A 17179-nucleotide genomic window follows, 5' to 3' on the forward strand; every position below is an offset into this window, starting at 1 on the left:
AAATGAGTGACTACCCGAACCTGTTCAGTCCGATGCGGATCGGCCCGAAGACGGCCAAGAACCGCGTCTGGATGACCGCCCACAGCACCCAGCTGGTGAAGGACCACAACTTCAGCGACGCGCACGTGCACTACTACGCGGAGCGCGCTCGCGGTGGAGTCGGGGTCATCACCATGGAGGCGATGGCGGTCCACCCCACCACGCAGCCGTACAAGGGCAAGATCTTCGCGTTCGACCGCGCGGTCGTCGACAACTACCGCAAGCTCGCCGCGGCCGTGCACGAGCACGGGTGCCTGCTGCTCGCCCAGCCGTGGCACCGCGGCCGGGAGACCAGCGGCACGGTCAACCGCCTGCCGGTCTGGGCGCCGTCCTCGGTGCCCTGCACGGTCTACCGCGAGATGCCGCACGTCCTCACCCACGCCGAGATCGACGAGCTGGTCAACGGCTACGTGCTCGCGGCGCGGTACGCGGCGGAGGGCGGCCTCGACGGCGTCGAGGTGCACGGCCTGGCGCACGGCTACCTGCTCGGCCAGTTCCTCTCGCCGGCGACCAACCACCGCACCGACGAGTTCGGCGGCAGCTTCGAGAACCGGCTGCGGCTGATCCTCGACATCATCCGCAGGACCCGCGACGAGGTCGGCCCGGACCGCATCGTGGGCGTGCGCATCAACGGCACGGACGGCGACGTCCCGGGTGGACTGACCAACGCGGACTGGACCGAGATCGCGAAGGCGATCACGGACACCGGGCTCGTCGACTACGTGTCGGTCACCGCCGGCACGTACGTCGAGCGCATGAACATCTACGGCGCCACGCCGCAGCCCGCCGGGTTCCAGCTGGAGGACACCGCCCGGATCAAGGCGGCGCTGCCGGACATCCCGGTGGTCGCGGTCGGCCGGATCAACACCCCGGAGCTCGCCGAGGCGCTGCTCGAACGCGGTGACGCCGACATGGTCGGCATGACCCGCACGCTGATCGCGGACCCGGAGTGGCCGAACAAGGCCATGCGCAACGCGGCCACGACGATCCGGCCGTGCGTCGGCTCGAACTGGTGCCTCGCCTCGATCGTCAACTCGCCGCTGGCGTGCATCCACAACCCCGCCGTCGCACGGGAGGCGGAGCTCGGCGTCGGCACGCTGAAGCAGGCGCCGGCCAGCAAGCGCGTCGCCGTGGTCGGCGGTGGTCCCGCCGGTCTGCGCGCCGCGCTGACGGCCGCGCAACGAGGCCACTCGGTCACGCTGTTCGAGCAGAGCTCCGAACTGGGCGGCCAGGTCGCGCTGATGGCGCGGTCGGAGACCTACGCCGAGTGGCAGGGCATCACCGACTGGCTGATCTCGCAGATCGGCGAGACCCAGGTCGAGGTCAAGCTCTCGCACCGGGCCGAGGCCGACGACCTGGCCGGGTTCGACGAGGTCGTCGTCGCCACCGGTTCGACCCCGCTCAAGCACGGCTGGAGCTCGCTGCGGCCGTCCTCGTGGGGCGACGGCACGATCGTGCCGGGCGCCGACCAGTGGAACGTCTACTCGATCAACGAGGTGATGGCCGGCAAGGCCGAGCTGGGCCCGACGGTGTTCGTCTTCGACGACACGGGTGCGCGCCAGGCCGTCGTCGTCGCCGAGCACCTCGCGGACCTGCGCCACAAGGTCACCATCGTGACCCGGCTGCCGCAGGTCGCGCCGGACCTGGAGGCGAGCCGCGACCTCCAGGCCACCTACCGGCGCATCCGGAACAAGGGCGTCAGGTTCGTCACCGACCACGAGCTCGTGTCGGTGGACGAGGACACCGTGACGCTCGCGGACGTGTGGACCGGTGAGTCCACGGCGTACGAGGACGTGGACGCGGTGGTGCTCAGCACCGGCAACAAGGCGGAGGACGCCCTGTTCCACGCGTTGCAGGGCGTGGTGCCCGTGCGCGCGATCGGTGACAGCGTGTCGCCGCGCCGGGTCTTCAACGCCATCTGGGAAGGCGAACTCGCCGGAAGGGAAATCTGAGAATGACCACCACCGAGAACACCGACTCCGAGGCGCTCGCGCAGGTGCGGGCCAAGCGCGGGTACGTGCTGCCGGTGCACGAGCTGCTCGACGAGGTCGACCCGGAGATCCTGAGCCGCTACGACGCCCTCGCGTCCGAGCTGCTCTTCGCCGACGAACCCAGGGCGCTGGAGCTCAAGACCCGCTACCTGGTGCTGGTGGGCGTCGCCACGGCCACCAAGGGCGACCCGGACGGCATCATCCACTTCGCGCGCAGGGCCGTCGCCAACGGCGCCAGCCGGCGCGAGGTGCTCGAGGCGATCTCGCTCGCCGGCCTGCCCGCCGGCATGCCCGCCATCGAGGAAGCCACGCAGGTGCTGCACCGCGTCTTCGACGAGAGCTGACGTCCCGCCGTCCCGCGCCCGCGTCAGCGCGCGGGACGGCACTCTCCCTTGGCACTACTGCGAATCGAGGAACAGCGGGTGACCACCTTCACGCTCGACGTCCTGGGGACGGGCGGGGAACCGCAGACGCTCGTCACGACCCCGCGACGCCTCTACAACCTGGGGTCCGCGACGGTCGACCCGGACGCCGCTCGCGCGCACCAGCAGGAGGTGGCCGACGTCGGGGTGCGGATCGCGTTCGACATCCCCGCTCCCCGGATCTACCCGATGTCGGTGAACTCCGTGACCACCGACGACCGGATCGGCGTGCACAGCGCGACGACCTCCGGCGAGGTCGAGCTGGTGCTCGTCGTCCACGAGGGCGAGGTCTTCCTGGGCGTCGGGTCCGACCACACCGACCGCGTGCTGGAGAAGCACAGCATCATCTGGGCCAAGCAGTACTGCCCGAGCGTGCTCGGCAGGCGGGTGTGGCGCTGGAGCGAGATCGCCCCGAGGTGGGAGCACCTCGTCCTCGAGTGCACCGTGGACGGTGAGCTGTACCAGCGCGTGAACGCGTCGGTGTTCCTCCCGCCCGACCGGATCGTCGAGATCCTGACCGAACGCGTGGGGTCGCTGCCGTCGTCGTACCTCGTCTACTGCGGCACCTACACCAGCGTCGACAACACCATCCGCTACGGCAGCGCCTGGACCGGCAGCCTCCGCGACCCGGGCACCGCAGAGGCGCTCGAGGTCGTCTACGAGACCGTCGACCTGCTCGCCGAGATCAACGACGGGTACCGCGTCCCGCTCGTTCCCGGAGGCAGCTGATGTACGGCCGCAGAGCCCGCGTGGGCATCGTCGTGCCCTCCACGAACACCACCGTCGAACCCGAGTTCGCCGCGTTCCTCCCGCCCGGTGTGGCGGTGTTCTCCAGCCGCGTCGCCGTCGCGGAGGTCTCCTCGGAGCAGGAGAAGGTCGCGAGCCTGCTGGCGATGCACGACCACCTCGACCGCGCCGTCGCCGAGCTCGCCTCGGCCGGGGTGACCGCGATCGCGTACGCGTGCACGTCGGGCAGCTTCCTCGGCGGCCGCGACTCCGACCAGGCGACCTGCGACGGGCTGACCCGGTCCCACGGCATCCCGATCGTGACGACGAGCAGCGCGCTCGTCGCCGCGCTGACGGCGTTGTCCGCGAAGAAGGTCGCGCTCGCGACGCCCTACGTCCGCCCGGTCGCCGACGGCGCGGTCTCCTACCTCGGCCAGGCCGGCTTCTCCGTGACGGCGCGCAACGACCTCGAGATCCTGTCCAACCTGGACAAGGGCCGGCTGGAACCGGCCGCGAGCTTCAAGGCCGCGGCCGCCCTCGACACCTCGGACGCCGACGTGGTCGCGATCAGCTGCACCAACTGGCGCACGCTCGACTCGCTCGTCGCGATCGAGCAGGAGACCGGGCGCCCGGCGATCAGCAGCAACCTCGTCACGCTGTGGGCGCTGCTGCGGCTCGCGGGCCTCGACGAGCCGCTGAGCCCGGACGTCCGCCTGAACACCCTGCCGCTGCCGGAGAAGTCCCGCGCCGAGTGGAACGGAGAGGTCCATGTCTGAGACGGGACATCCGGTCGCGCTCGTCACCGGGGCGGGCGGTGGCATCGGCACCGCCGTGTGCGACGACCTCGCGGCGCACGGCTACGTCGTCGTCGCGGCGGACCTCGGGGGAGCGGCACCGGCGAGCGCGAAGCACGCCGTCGAACTGGACCTGCGGTCCGGTGACTCGTGCCGTGCCGCGGTCGCGGAGGCCGTGGCCCGCGCCGGGACCGTCGACCTGCTGGTGAACAACGCGGGCATCAACGCCAGGGGCGCCACCGAGACCATGCCGGAGGAGGTCTGGCGCGACGTCGTCGAGATCAACCTCAACGGCACGTTCCGGATGTGCCAGGCGATCCACCCGGTGCTGTCGGCCCGCGGTGGCAACGTCGTCAACATGGCCTCGACCGGCGGACTGGTCGCCATCGCGGGTTCGGCGATGTACGGCGTCACCAAGGCCGCGATCATCCAGCTCACCAAGATCCTGTCGCTGGAGTGGGCGGCCGCGCGGATCCGCGTGAACGCCGTGGCGCCGACCATCGTGCCGAGCGCGATGACGGCGGACGTGCTCGACAACGAGACCTACATGGCCGCGAAGCTCGCGTCGATCCCGCTCGGGCGGGTCGTGCGCCCCGAGGAGGTCGCGGCCGCCGTGCGCTGGCTCGCCTCGCCGGACGCGGCCATGGTCACCGGACACACCGTGTGCGTCGACGGAGGGGTGAGTGTGCTGTGACCAGCCCAGGAGCAATGCAGGCCGGACCCGCTCCGGCCGTGGCCAGGGAGAAGAAGCGGCGCCCGCTGCTGCGCTACGTCCTCAAGCGGATCGCCATCGTGCCGGTCTCGCTGTTCGTGCTCGGCAGCGTCTCGTTCTTCCTGGTGTTCCTCATCCCCGGCGAGCCGGCGATCACGATCCTCGGCGACTTCGCGACCAAGGAGCAGATCGCCCACGTCAACAGCCAGCTCGGCCTCGACAAGCCGTTGCTGGAGCGGTACTTCTCCTTCTGGGGCAACCTGCTGCAGGGCGACCTCGGCACGTCGTTCTTCACGAACGAGCCGATCCTGCACGAGATCGGGAAGTTCCTGCCGAACACCCTGGAGCTCGTGTTCTTCGCACTGCTGCTGGCGATCGGCCTGGGCATGGCGATCGGCGTCGTCGGCGCGTACTTCGCCCGCCGCGTCCCGGACCGGATCATGAGCGGTGTCACCTCGGTGCTGCAGTCGGTCCCCGACTTCTTCCTGGCCCTGGTCGGCATCTACGTGTTCTTCTTCCTGCTCGGCTGGGCGCCGGCGCCGATCGGGCGGCTGCCGATCGAGTCGGGCTCGGCGGACGACACGCCGTTCCTGATCATCAGCAGCTTCTTCACCGGTGACTGGACGACGCTCGGCGAGGCGGTCTCGCACGCGGCGCTTCCCGTGCTGTCGCTGGGACTCGTGTACGCCTCGTACTTCGCGAAGACGGCGCGCGGCAGCATGGGCACCGCGCTCACCACCCCGCAGGTCGAGTTCGCCCGCGCCTGCGGCCTGCGCGAACGGACCGTCGTCTACTACGCGTTCGCCGCGTCGCGCACGACTGTCGTCACCTACATCGCGATCCTGTTCGGCTCGCTGCTCGGCGGCGCCGCGATCGTCGAACGCGTCTTCAACTGGCGCGGCATGGGCCAGTGGGCGCTCGACGGTGTGCTCAAGGTCGACGTGCCGATCATCCAGGGCTTCGTCGTCACGGCGGGTCTGCTCACGCTGACCCTGTTCCTGTTGCTGGACCTGGTGGTCCTCTTCCTCGACCCGAGGGTGAGCTATGAGTAACCCGGCCGGGCTCCGGCAGCCCTTCTTCGCGCCGTTCTTCTCCCGCAGCGTCAACTACGTGCGGGCGAGCCCCGGCATCGTGGCGGGCGGCGGACTGCTGCTCTTCATGCTGCTCGCCTCGTTCCTGGCGCCGTTGCCGCACGACCCGATGACGCCCGACCCGACCGCGGTGCTCCAAGCCCCCTCGGGGGAGTACATCTTCGGCACGGACGCCAACGGGTTCGACGTCTTCTCACGGGTCATCGCCGCCGGCCGCAGCGACCTGCCGCTCGCGTTGATGGGCACGCTCGCCTCGCTCGTCATCGGCCTGCTGATCGGCCTGCCGCTGAGCGTGAAGAGCAAGTGGAGCGAGGGCTTCATGCGCGCCCTCGACGCGTTCCAGTCGTTCCCGCTGATCGTGCTGTCGGTGACGATCGTGTCGCTGACCGGCAACGACATCCAGAACATCCTCTACGCCATCGTGATCATCAACGGTCCGCGGTTCATCCGGCTGATCCGCGGTGAGGCGCTGTCCATTCGCGACGGCCGGTTCATCGAGGCCGCCATCGCGACCGGGGCGCGGCCGAGGCGCGTGGTGTTCCGCCACATCATGCCGAACGTCGTGGACGTCTGCCTGGTGCAGTGCTCGCTCACCACCGCCAACGCGGTGATCGTGATCGCGGCGCTGAACTTCCTCGGCATCGGCGTCTCCCCGCCCACCCCCACGTGGGGGTCGATGGTCCAGGTGGGCGCCCAGGCGATCTCGACCGGGCAGTGGTGGATCGCGATCTGGCCCGGTGTGGCGATCTTCATCGCCATCGCGAGCCTCAACATGCTGGCGAACGGCATCCAGCGACAGGTGGAGGGCAGCTGATGCTCAGGGTGACAGGACTGACCTCCCAGTTCCGCGGCCGCGCGGGCGTGGTCAGGGCGATCGAGGACGTGACGTTCGAGGTGCCGGCCGGCGAGGCCGTCGGGATCGTCGGCGAGACCGGGTCCGGCAAGTCCGTGACCATCCGCTCGGTCCTCGGGCTGCTGCCGTCCTACGGCAAGGTGGTGGGCGGCAGCGCGGAGTTCGAGGGCACCGACCTGATCCGGTTGCACCGCAGCCGGTTGCGCGAGATCCGGGGCGCGCGGATCGGGTTCGTCGCGCAGAACCCGTTCGGCTCGCTCAACCCCGTGCTGTCGATCGAGAAGCAGTTCCGCAACGTCGTGCGGGCGCACCGCAAGATCAGCCGCGCGGCCCTGCGGGACCTGGCCGTCGAACGGCTCGAGTCGGTGCAGGTGCGCGGGCCGGAACGGGTGCTGCGCGGGTACGCGCACGAACTGTCCGGCGGCATGGCCCAGCGCGTCGTCATCGCGCTCGCCATGCTGCACGACCCGTCGCTGGTGATCGCCGACGAGCCGACGACGGCGCTGGACGTGACCGTGCAGCGGCAGATCCTCGACCTCATCGACGCCCAGGTGAAGCAGGGCGGGCGGTCGCTGCTGCTGGTCACGCACGACCTCGGTGTCGTCGCCCAGTACTGCCACCGCGTGGTGGTCATGAAGTCGGGGAAGGTCGTCGAGACCGGGCTCGTCGCCGACGTGTTCTCGAACCCTTCGCACGACTACACCCGGCAGCTGCTCGCCGCCGTGCCGCCCGCTCCGTGGGCCGCCGTCCCCAGCCTGTCCGGCCCGGAGGTGCACCGCTGATGAGCATCATGGAACTGCAGGACGTGCGCCAGGTGTTCCGGCGCGGCGGCAAGGAGGTCCACGCCGTCAACGGTGTCTCGTTGTCGGTGGGCAAGGGCGAGACGGTCGCGGTCATCGGCGAGAGCGGGTCGGGCAAGTCCACGCTCGGCAGGGTCGCCCTCGGGCTGATCAAGCCGACCTCGGGCGACGTGGTCTTCGACGGCGTCGCGCTGGGATCGCTGAGCAAGAAGGAGATGCGGGCGCTGCGCTCGCGGATCCAGGTGGTGTTCCAGGAGCCGTACGAGTCGCTCAACCCGCGCATCAAGGTCGGCGACATCGTGGCCGAGCCGCTGCTCATCCACCGGCCGGAGCTCTCCCGAGCCCAGCGCAGGGACGCCGTGGTCGCGATGCTGGAACGCGTCGGCCTCACCGCCGAGCACGCCGGCCGGTTGCCGCGCAACCTCAGCGGCGGCCAGCAGCAGCGCATCGGCATCGCCAGGGCGATCATCACCGAGCCCGAGCTCGTGGTGCTCGACGAACCGACGTCGTCGCTGGACGTCTCGGTGCGGGCGCGCGTGCTCGACCTGCTGCGGGACCTGCAGCGCGAACGGGAGATCTCCTACGTCTTCATCTCCCACGACCTCGCGACCGTCGGGCTGATCAGCGACCGCGTCGCCGTGATGTACCTCGGCAAGGTCGTGGAGCAGGGACCGACGCAGGAGGTGCTCACCAACCCGCGCCACCCGTACACCAAGGCGCTGCTGTCGGCGACGCTGAGCACGGTGGTGGGGCAGCGGCGGGAGCACGTGCCGCTGCGGGGCGAGATCCCCAACCCGTCGAAGGCGCCGACCAAGTGCGTCCTCAGTGGACGGTGCCCGGTCGAGATGCCCGAGTGCTCGACGTGGCCGGTGGACCTGCTGCCGGTGGCCGACCGGCACGACGTGGCGTGCCTGCGCGCGGACGTGGACCGAGAGCCCGCGGAGCTCGGCGGAGCGCGATGAAGGGCGGCTACCTCAGCGCTCCGTGGGGTGCGGTGCACTTCCTCACCGCCGGCGAGCTGCCGCTGTCCACCCAGCTGGCGGCCGGGCTGCCGCCGCTGGTGCTGCTGCACCAGAGCCCGCTGTCGGCGCGCCGGTACCGCAGGGTGCTCGACGGGCTCGCGGAGTTCTGCGTGCCGATCGCGGTGGACACGCCCGGCTACGGCGAGTCCGACCCGCCGCCGCAGGACTGGACCGTCGACGACTACGCGGACGTGGCGTGGTTCGTCGCGGACGCGTTCGGCGCGCACAACCCGTGGCTGTTCGGGCGTGCGACGGGCGCGGTGTTCGCCCTGCACGCGGCGGCACGGCGGCCGGGCGTCGCGAAAGGCGTCGTCCTGCACGGGGTTCCCGTCTACACCGAGGACGAGCGCGCCGATCGCCTGACGTCGTTCGCGCCGGAGTGGACGGCCACCGCCGACGGCGCCCACCTGACCTGGATCTGGAACCGCGTGCTGGGGGAGTACCCGTGGGCGGACCCGGACTTCGTGACCGAGCTCGTGCGGGACTACCTGCACGCGGGCTCGGACTTCGCCCCGTCGTACCGCGCGATCTGGCGGCACGACCTGCGCGACTCGGTGGCGGCGGCGGGCGAGGTCGCCCTGCTGCTGGCGGGCTCCGCCGACCGGATCGCGCACATGCACCCGAGAGCAGTCGAGCTGATCAGGCACCGCAGCGCCGTCGTGGTGCCGGGTGCGACGGACTTCCTCGCGGAACAGGACCCGGAGACGTTCTGCCGCGTCCTGCGCGAGGTCATCGAACCGAGGGGAGCCATGACCGCATGAGCGAGACGACACCCGCTCACAGCGATGGCCCGCTGACCGGGGTAAAGGTCGTGGACGCCTCCACGATCCTCGCCGGTCCGCTGTGCTGCCAGCTGCTGGGGGACTACGGCGCGGACGTGGTCAAGATCGAGCACCCGAAGCGCGGCGACGGGATGCGCGGCCACGGTCCGGCCAAGGACGGGGAACCGCTGTGGTGGAAGGAGATCTCCCGCAACAAGCGCCTCGTGGCGGCGGACCTGTCGAAGCCGGAGGGCGCGGAGCTGCTGCTGCGCCTGGTGGAGACCGCCGACGTGCTGGTCGAGAACTTCCGGCCCGGCACGCTCGAGCGCTGGGGGATCGGGCCCGAGGACCTGTGGCGGCGCAACCCGGCGCTGATCGTGGTCAGGGTGACGGGGTTCGGCCAGACCGGCCCGTACGCCGCCCGTGCCGGCTTCGGCACGCTCGCCGAGGCGATGAGCGGGTTCGCGCACCTCACCGGTGATCCCGCCGGACCGCCGACGCTGCCCGCGTTCGGGCTGGCCGACTCGCTGTGCGGGGTGGCCGCGGTGGGCGCGACGATGATGGCGCTGTGGGAGCGCGACACGAAGTCGCCCGGTGTCGGCCAGGTCGTCGACATGAACCTGCTGATGCCGCTGATGACCGCGGTGGGCCCGGGACCGACGGTCTACGACCAGCTCGGCGTGGTCGAGCAGCGGCGCGGCAACCGGTCGCTCAACAACGCGCCCCGCAACACCTACCGCACCAGTGACGGCCGCTGGGTCGCCGTGTCGACCAGCGCGCAAAGCATCGCCGAACGCGTGATGCGGCTCGTCGGGCACCCCGAGGTGATCGACGAGCCGTGGTTCGCGACCGGCGGGCAGCGGGCGTTGCACGCCGACCTGCTCGACGGCCACGTGTCCGCCTGGATCGGCGAGCGCACCCGTGCCGAGGTGATCGAGCAGTTCACCGCCGCCGGCGCGGCCGTGGCACCGGTCTACGACGCGGCCGACCTCGCGGCGGACGAGCACGTCCGGGCGACCGGCATGTTGCGCAAGGTCGCCGACGACAAGCTCGGCGACGTGCTGATGCACGACGTCATGTGGGGCATGTCCCGGACGCCGGGGCGGATCGGGCGGACCGGCGGCGACCTCGGAGCGGACACCGACCCCGTGCTGAAGGAGCTCGGGTACGAGGCGGCGGAGATCGATGGAATGCGCGAGCGGGGTGTGATCGCATGAGCGTCAACGAGGCGACCAGGGCAGACACGGCGACGTGGCTGGACACCGCGCTGGGAGCGGGAGTCCGGGTCTTCGACCTCGGCCGGCCGCTGTACCGGGGCATGCCGCAGTCGCCCAACCACCCGCCCTACTGGCACACGCTGCCCCGCAGGCACGGCGACATGGTCCGCGCCGACGGCGGGTCCGCCGCGGCGGACCACATCTCGCTCGGCACGCACGTCGGCACGCACATCGACGCGTTCTCCCACGTGTCGCACAACGGTCTGATGTTCGGCGGCGTGCGGGCGGACGAGGCGCAGCGCGGCGGCACGATGAGCTCGCTCGGCGCCGAGACGATCCTGCCCATGTTCCGCCGGGGCGTCCTGCTCGACGTGCCGCGGGCCCTCGGCCTGCCGCGCTGCGACCCCGGCTACGAGATCACCCCGGACGACCTCGCCAAGACCGCGCTGGCGCAGGGAACCGAGGTGCGCCAAGGGGACGTCGTGCTGATCCGCAGCGGGTGGGGTGAGCACTTCACCGCCGGCGCCGAGGTCTACACCGGCCACGACAGCGGGGTGCCCGGCATCAGCGAGAACGGCGCCTACTGGCTCGCCGGGCTGGACGTGCACGCGGCCGGCGCCGACACGATCGCGTTCGAACGCCTGGCTCCCGGCCAGGGACACAGCCTGCTGCCCGCCCACCGCGTGCTGCTCGTCGAGAAGGGCATCCACATCATCGAGACGATGGACCTGGAGGAGCTGGCCTCCGCCGGGGTGCACGAGTTCCTGTTCGTGCTGTCGCCGCTCAAGCTGGTGGGTGCCACGGGTTCTCCCGTCCGGCCGCTCGCCGTCGTGCCGGGGGTGGCCGCGTGACCGCGCCGACGCTGAGCCAGACCATCGCCCGGTTCGCGGTCAAGACCGCCGCCGGCGAGGTGCCGCCGGAGGTCGGGGCGAGTGTGCGGCACCGGATCCTCGACGTGCTGGGGCTGTGCGTCGCGGGCCGCGCGCTCGACACCAGTGCCGCCGCGCTCGCCTTCGTGGCCGAGCAGGGGGGCACGGGGCGGGCGCACGTCATCGGGGACGCCACACCGGTGCCGGCCGCGCTCGCCGCGTTCGCCAACGGCGTGCTTGCGCACTCGCTCGACTACGACGACACGCACCTGCCGTCCGTGCTGCACCCGAGCGCGAGCGTCGTCCCGGCGGCCCTCGCCGCGGCGCAGGAGAACGACGCGAGCGGCGACCTGCTGATCGCCGCCGTCGCCGCCGGGCTGGAGGTCTGCGTCCGCGTCGGCATGGCGGGCTATGACCCGCGGAGCGGCAACTCCGTGTTCTTCGAGCACGGCCAGCACGCCACGTCGATCTGCGGCGCGGTGGGCAGCGCGGTCGCGGCGGCGTTGCTCGGCGGCGCCGACGAGCAGGAGATCGCGCACGCGATCGGCATCGTGGCCTCGCAGTCCGCCGGCATCATCGAGGCGAACCGCACCGGCGGCACCGTCAAGCGCCTGCACTGCGGCTGGGCCGCGCAGGCCGGCGTGACGAGCGCCCGGCTGGCCCGGCACGGCTTCACCGGGCCGCCGACGGTGTTCGAGGGCCGCTTCGGCTTCTTCGAGGCGTTCCTGCGCGGCGAGTACCGGCCGGAGGCCATCACCGACGGGCTGGGCAGCGACTGGGAGGTGCCGCGCATCTTCTTCAAGCCCTACCCGGCCAACCACTTCACGCACACGATCGTCGACGCGGCGGGGATCCTGCGCGAGCAGGGGCTCGCGCCGGGCGACGTCGAGTCGCTGGAGATCGGCGTCCCGGCGCCAGTCGTGCGGACGGTCGGTGACCCGATCGAGAAGAAGCGGACGCCGAGCACCCCCTACGAGGCCCAGTTCAGCGGGCCCTACGCCGCCGCGGTCGGCCTGTTCGGGGGCGGCGGGCTCGGCGCGGAGCTGGCCGACTACGCGCCAGCGCACCTCGCCGACCCCGCGCGGCAGGAGCTGCTGCGCCGCACGACCGTCGTGGCCGACGACGAGTGCACGGCGATCTTCCCGCACCAGTTCCCGGCCGTGGTGCGGGCGAGGTCCCGCGACGGTCGCGAGTGGACGGCGAAGGCCCTCGCCAACCGCGGCGGCGTGGACAACCCGCTGACCGGCGAGGAGATCGCCCGCAAGTTCACCGACAACGCCGCCCCGGTCCTGGGCCGGGTGGCGGCCCAGGACGTGGTCGACGCGGTCGCGGGCCTCGGCGGCACGACCGAAGTGGACCACCTGCTGCGCCTGACGGCACGGCGCGAGGACGAAAGCACGGAGGAGACGAGATGACCGCCTACGACCTGGTTCTGCACAACATCGACCTGGTGCTCCCCGGTGCCGACGAGCCGGTCAGGACCGCGATCGCCGTGCGCGACGGCAAGGTCGCCGCGCTCGGTCCCGAGCTCGCCGCGGCCGACGCCGCGCAGGTCGTCGACGGCGGCGGCAAGCTCGCGTTCCCCGGCGTCGTCGACGCCCACCAGCACTGGGGCATCTACCACGAGCTCGGCGTCGACTCGGAGTCCGAGAGCCGCGCCTGCGCCCAGGGCGGTGTCACGACCGCGCTGAACTACATGCGCACCGGCCAGTACTACCTCAACCGCGGCGGCAGCTACGGCACGTTCTTCCCCGAGGTGCTGGAGACCGTCTCCGGCCGCGCGTGGGTGGACTACGGCTTCCACCTCGCGCCGATGATGAGCGAGCACATCGACGAGATCCCGAACCTGATCAGCGAGCACGGCGTGCCGTCGTTCAAGGTGTTCATGTTCTACGGCTCGCACGGCCTGCACGGGAAGTCGAGCGACCAGAGCGACTTCCTGATGATCCCGGAGGGCGAGCGCTACGACTACGCGCACTTCGAGTTCGTCATGCGCGGCATCCAGGCGGCCCGCGAGAGGTTCCCGGAGCTCGCCGCGGAGATCTCCCTGTCGCTGCACTGCGAGACCGCCGAGATCATGACCGCCTACACCGAGCGCGTCGAGAAGGAGGGCAAGCTCACCGGCCTGGAGGCGTACTCGGCGTCGCGCCCGCCCCACTCGGAGGGCCTCGCGATCACCATCGCGTCCTACCTCGCCCACGAGACCGGCCTGGCCAACATCAACCTGCTGCACCTCACCTCGCGCAAGGCCCTCGACGCCGCGATGAGGATGGCGGAGGCGTTCCCGCACATCGACTTCCGCCGCGAGGTCACGATCGGGCACCTGCTCGCCGACTTCACCACCGCGAGCGGCCTCGGCGGCAAGGTCAACCCGCCGCTGCGCGAACGCGCCGACGTGGACGCGCTGTGGGAGGGCGTCGCCGACGGCACGGTCGACTGGGTGGTGAGCGACCACGCCTGCTGCAAGGACGAGCGCAAGTTCGGCGAGGGCGACCAGCGCGACGACGTGTTCGCCGCGAAGTCCGGCTTCGGCGGTACCGAGTACCTGCTGGCGGGCCTGGTGAGCGAGGGCCGCCGCCGGGGCGTCCCGCTGGGCCGCCTCGCGGACCTCGTCACCGCGGCACCCGCCCGCCGCTACGGCCTGCGCAACAAGGGGAACCTGGAGGTCGGCTTCGACGCGGACATCGCCCTGGTCGACCCCGACCACCGCTGGGTCGTGCGCGCGGCGGACTCCGAGTCGAGCCAGGAGTACACGCCGTTCGAGGGGCAGGAGCTGACGGCCAAGGTCACCGACACGTTCCTGCGCGGCACGCGGGTGCTGCAGGACGGCAAGATCGTCGGCGAGCCGTCCGGGCAGTACCAGTCGCGTCCGGTGGGTGTGACCGGCTGAGGTCTACGGACGAAGTGGAAGAAGAATTCAACTTGGAATTCTTCTTCCACTTGTCTGGTGTCGTGCGGTGTGACCGGAGTTCCCGCACTGCGGCGTGACGCCGAACGCAACCGCCAGTTGTTGCTGCGGACGGCGTTCGAGCTCATGGCGTCCGACGGGCTCGGCGTGTCCTACGAGGACATCGCGCGGGCCGCGGGCACCGGGATGGGCACGATCTACCGTCGTTTCCCGGACCGGCAGGACCTGCTCGACGCGCTCTTCGGCGAGCACCTCGACGTGGTGATCGGGTTCGCGGAACAGGCGGCGGAGCACGAGGACGCGTGGGCGGGGCTCACCTGGTTCCTCGAACGGCAGCTCGAGATCGAGGCGCGGAGCAGGGGGCTGGGGGAGCTGCTGCGCGGCCGCGCCCAGGCCACGGCTCTCGTGCAGCGGGCCCACGAGCGGATGACCCCTCTGGTCGCCGGGCTGATCGACCGCGCCGTCCGCGCGGGTCAGCTCCCGGCCGGAGCGACGCCGGCCGACTTCGCCGCCGTGCACGTCATGGTCGGCAGCGTCCTGGACGCCACCCGTGCCGCCGATCCGCGGCTGTGGCGCCGCGCCCTCCGGATCGCCCTCGCCGGCCTGTGCCACGCCGAGTTGTCCGGCGACCCGCCGGACGCCGCGGTCATCGGCCACCTCTACCACGACCAGCAGAAATGAAGGCCCGCGCCATGACCGCTCTGCCCGCCGACCTCGTCGAGGTCCTCCACGCCAAGGCGATCTGCTTCGTCACCACGCTCATGCCCGACGGGTCGCCGCAGATCTCCCAGACCTGGGCGGGCACCGACGGCGAGCACGTCCTCATCAACACGGTCGACACCCACCAGAAGACCCGCAACCTCCGCCGCGACCCGCGCATCGCCCTCGGCATCGCCGACCCGCAGGCGCCGTCGCGGTACTGGGCGCTGCGCGGCAGCGTCGTGGACGTCACCACCGACGGCGCCCGCGAGCACATCGACGAGTTGTCGCAGAAGTACCTCGGCCGGCCGTACCCCGGTTTCGGCGGTGGCGAGCAGCAGCGCGTCCTGCTCACCGTGAAGGTCGACCGGCTGCACACGCCCTGACCGGCCCTCCCGGCCCGCGGCCGTCCTCAGTGGACGTGCCGTCCGTCACGCTTGAGTCAGGGTAGCCTCACTTAAGTTAGGCTCCCCTCATGTTTGAGGCGGACGGGGCGGTGCTGGCCGGGCGGGACCTGGTGCTCGCCCACCACGAGCACCAGGTCGTGCACGGCGTCTCGGTGGAGATGACGCCGGGTGCCGTCACGGCCCTGGTCGGTCCCAACGGGTCCGGCAAGTCGACGGTGCTGCGCTCGCTGGCGCGTCTGCACAGGCCCAGCGACGGCGAGGTGCACCTCGGCGAACGCGCCGTGTGGCGCGGATCGGCGTTGTCCGGCAAGGAGTTCGCCCGGCACGTCACCCTGCTCACCCAGCAGCGGCCCACGCCCTCCGGGGTGTCGGTCGAGGACGTGGTCGGCTACGGCCGCCACCCGTACCGCTCGGGGTGGCGCGGCGCCGACCCCGGCGGAGCCGCCGCCGTCGCGGAGGCGATGGCGATGACCGGCGTCGCCGAGATGGCCGCCCGCGGCGTCGACGAGCTCTCCGGCGGCGAGCTGCAACGGGTCTGGCTGGCGTCGTGCCTCGCCCAGCAGACCTCGGTGCTGCTGCTCGACGAGCCGACCAACCACCTCGACCTGCGCTACCAGGTCGAGATCCTCGACGTCGTGCGCGACCTGGCCACCGACCACGGCGTGGCGGTCGGCGTGGTCCTGCACGACCTCGACCACGCCGCGATCATCGCGGACCACGTCGTCCTGCTGTCGCAGGGCAAAGCCCTCGCGAGCGGCTCCGTGCGCGACGTCCTCACCTCCGAGCACCTGACCGAGGCGTACGGCGTCGTGGTGCACGTCGCCGACGACCCGGTCACCGGAACCCTGCACTGCCGCCCGGTCGGCAGACACACCCGCCGAGTCTGAACCCCCTCCCCGGAAGGTCTTTTCCATGCGCATCGTCCTGGTCGCGGTCGCCGCGACACTGCTGGCCGCCTGCGGCACCACGGAGGCACCGCAGAGCGGCCAGTCCACCGCGAACGCGGGCGGTTCGGTCACCGTCACCGACTCGCGCGGCAAGGCGGTCGAGCTGAAGTCCGCCGCCCAGCGCGTCGTCGCGCTGGAGTGGGGCGAGGCCGAGATCGTCGCGTCGCTCGGCGTGATGCCGGTGGGCGCGGCCGACACCGCGGGCTACAAGACGTGGGACGCCGCCGTGCCGCTCGACGCCTCCGTCAAGGACGTCGGCAAGCGCGGTGAGCCGAGCGTGGACTCGATCGTGGCGCTGAACCCGGACGTCGTCGTGATGGCCGCCGAGCGCGACTCGACGCTCGTGCCGCAGCTCGAGAAGTACGTGCCGGTCGTCGTCACGAAGTCGAGCGACGCCGCGCGCAACTTCGACCGGCTGCGCGAGGACGTGAAGATGATCGCCCAGGCGATCGGCAAGACCGCCGAGGCGGACGAGCTGCTGTCCGGAATGGACGCGAAGCTGGCCGAGGGCAAGAAGGCGCTGGCCGCCAAGGCCGGCACGCCGTTCTTCATGGCCGACGGCTACCTCGAGGGCAGCACGGTCAGCATCCGCCCGTTCGGCAAGGGCTCGCTCGTCTCCGACACCGCCGAGGCGCTCGGGCTGAAGAACGCGTGGACCGGCCAGGTCGACCCGCAGTGGGCGCTCGGCCAGACCGACGTCGAAGGCCTGACCGCGCTCACCGACCCGAACACCGCGCTGTTCTACAGCGCCTCCGAGGACGACGTCTTCACCACCGGCCTCGCGCAGAACCCGGTGTGGCAGCGGCTCCCGTTCGTGGCGTCCGGGAAGGTCCACAAGTTCGAGCCCGGCACGTGGACCTTCGGCGGGCCGAAGTCCGTGGAGCGCATCGCCGACCAGTTCGTGAAAGCACTCGCCTGACC

The 17179-nt window shown here is 71.3% G+C and carries 18 protein-coding genes; all 18 read left to right on the forward strand.

Translation table 11 applies throughout. The features are described from left to right. Positions 1-2: 2 nt before the first annotated feature. The 18 genes from ACFWGZ_RS01590 to ACFWGZ_RS01675 all read left to right on the forward strand — a co-directional run bounded on the left by ACFWGZ_RS01590 (position 3) and on the right by ACFWGZ_RS01675 (position 17177). Positions 3-1991, forward strand: a complete 1989-nt coding sequence (locus ACFWGZ_RS01590) for an FAD-dependent oxidoreductase (RefSeq protein WP_382449498.1) — start codon at positions 3-5, stop codon at positions 1989-1991. Between the two features lie 2 nt (positions 1992-1993). Then, positions 1994-2374: a carboxymuconolactone decarboxylase family protein gene (locus ACFWGZ_RS01595; RefSeq protein ID WP_382449499.1), complete on the forward strand. Its 381-nt coding sequence runs from the start codon at positions 1994-1996 to the stop codon at positions 2372-2374. A 78-nt stretch (positions 2375-2452) separates the two neighbouring features. Continuing rightward, complete coding sequence (locus tag ACFWGZ_RS01600; protein WP_382449500.1) at positions 2453-3181, forward strand: DUF2848 family protein; 729 nt, start codon at positions 2453-2455, stop codon at positions 3179-3181. Further along, positions 3181-3954: a hypothetical protein gene (locus ACFWGZ_RS01605; protein WP_382449501.1), complete on the forward strand. Its 774-nt coding sequence runs from the start codon at positions 3181-3183 to the stop codon at positions 3952-3954. The genes ACFWGZ_RS01600 and ACFWGZ_RS01605 overlap by 1 nt, the downstream gene beginning before the upstream one ends. After that, on the forward strand, positions 3947-4666 hold the full coding sequence (locus ACFWGZ_RS01610; RefSeq protein ID WP_382449502.1) for an SDR family NAD(P)-dependent oxidoreductase: 720 nt from the start codon (positions 3947-3949) through the stop codon (positions 4664-4666). Before ACFWGZ_RS01605 ends, ACFWGZ_RS01610 begins: the two co-directional genes overlap by 8 nt. A gap of 14 nt (positions 4667-4680) precedes the next feature. Continuing rightward, positions 4681-5736 carry an ABC transporter permease gene (locus ACFWGZ_RS01615; RefSeq protein ID WP_382449503.1) on the forward strand — a complete coding sequence of 352 codons (1056 nt, stop codon included), beginning with the start codon at positions 4681-4683 and terminating at the stop codon, positions 5734-5736. Then, complete coding sequence (locus tag ACFWGZ_RS01620) at positions 5729-6589, forward strand: ABC transporter permease (RefSeq protein WP_382449504.1); 861 nt, start codon at positions 5729-5731, stop codon at positions 6587-6589. Before ACFWGZ_RS01615 ends, ACFWGZ_RS01620 begins: the two co-directional genes overlap by 8 nt. Further along, on the forward strand, positions 6589-7410 hold the full coding sequence (locus tag ACFWGZ_RS01625; protein WP_382449505.1) for an ABC transporter ATP-binding protein: 822 nt from the start codon (positions 6589-6591) through the stop codon (positions 7408-7410). Before ACFWGZ_RS01620 ends, ACFWGZ_RS01625 begins: the two co-directional genes overlap by 1 nt. Further along, positions 7410-8390: an ABC transporter ATP-binding protein gene (locus tag ACFWGZ_RS01630; RefSeq protein ID WP_382449506.1), complete on the forward strand. Its 981-nt coding sequence runs from the start codon at positions 7410-7412 to the stop codon at positions 8388-8390. Before ACFWGZ_RS01625 ends, ACFWGZ_RS01630 begins: the two co-directional genes overlap by 1 nt. After that, positions 8387-9211: an alpha/beta fold hydrolase gene (locus ACFWGZ_RS01635; RefSeq protein WP_382449507.1), complete on the forward strand. Its 825-nt coding sequence runs from the start codon at positions 8387-8389 to the stop codon at positions 9209-9211. The genes ACFWGZ_RS01630 and ACFWGZ_RS01635 overlap by 4 nt, the downstream gene beginning before the upstream one ends. Further along, positions 9208-10428, forward strand: coding sequence for a CaiB/BaiF CoA transferase family protein (locus tag ACFWGZ_RS01640; RefSeq protein ID WP_382449508.1), 1221 nt, complete (start codon positions 9208-9210; stop codon positions 10426-10428). The genes ACFWGZ_RS01635 and ACFWGZ_RS01640 overlap by 4 nt, the downstream gene beginning before the upstream one ends. Further along, positions 10425-11279, forward strand: coding sequence for a cyclase family protein (locus ACFWGZ_RS01645; protein ID WP_382449509.1), 855 nt, complete (start codon positions 10425-10427; stop codon positions 11277-11279). The genes ACFWGZ_RS01640 and ACFWGZ_RS01645 overlap by 4 nt, the downstream gene beginning before the upstream one ends. Further along, positions 11276-12712 carry an MmgE/PrpD family protein gene (locus ACFWGZ_RS01650; protein ID WP_382449510.1) on the forward strand — a complete coding sequence of 479 codons (1437 nt, stop codon included), beginning with the start codon at positions 11276-11278 and terminating at the stop codon, positions 12710-12712. The genes ACFWGZ_RS01645 and ACFWGZ_RS01650 overlap by 4 nt, the downstream gene beginning before the upstream one ends. Further along, positions 12709-14187 carry a dihydroorotase family protein gene (locus ACFWGZ_RS01655; RefSeq protein WP_382449511.1) on the forward strand — a complete coding sequence of 493 codons (1479 nt, stop codon included), beginning with the start codon at positions 12709-12711 and terminating at the stop codon, positions 14185-14187. Before ACFWGZ_RS01650 ends, ACFWGZ_RS01655 begins: the two co-directional genes overlap by 4 nt. 69 nt (positions 14188-14256) lie before the next feature. Next, on the forward strand, positions 14257-14886 hold the full coding sequence (locus ACFWGZ_RS01660; protein WP_382449512.1) for a TetR/AcrR family transcriptional regulator: 630 nt from the start codon (positions 14257-14259) through the stop codon (positions 14884-14886). 11 nt (positions 14887-14897) lie between these two features. Beyond that, a complete protein-coding gene (locus tag ACFWGZ_RS01665; protein ID WP_382449513.1) occupies positions 14898-15290 on the forward strand; it encodes a PPOX class F420-dependent oxidoreductase in 393 nt (130 codons plus the stop codon). 89 nt (positions 15291-15379) lie between these two features. Further along, a complete protein-coding gene (locus ACFWGZ_RS01670; RefSeq protein WP_382449514.1) occupies positions 15380-16198 on the forward strand; it encodes an ABC transporter ATP-binding protein in 819 nt (272 codons plus the stop codon). Between the two features lie 25 nt (positions 16199-16223). Beyond that, on the forward strand, positions 16224-17177 hold the full coding sequence (locus tag ACFWGZ_RS01675) for an iron-siderophore ABC transporter substrate-binding protein (protein WP_382449515.1): 954 nt from the start codon (positions 16224-16226) through the stop codon (positions 17175-17177). Positions 17178-17179: the final 2 nt, after the last annotated feature.

This window comes from Lentzea sp. NPDC060358, from assembly GCF_042725365.1.
Taxonomy (GTDB): domain Bacteria; phylum Actinomycetota; class Actinomycetes; order Mycobacteriales; family Pseudonocardiaceae; genus Lentzea.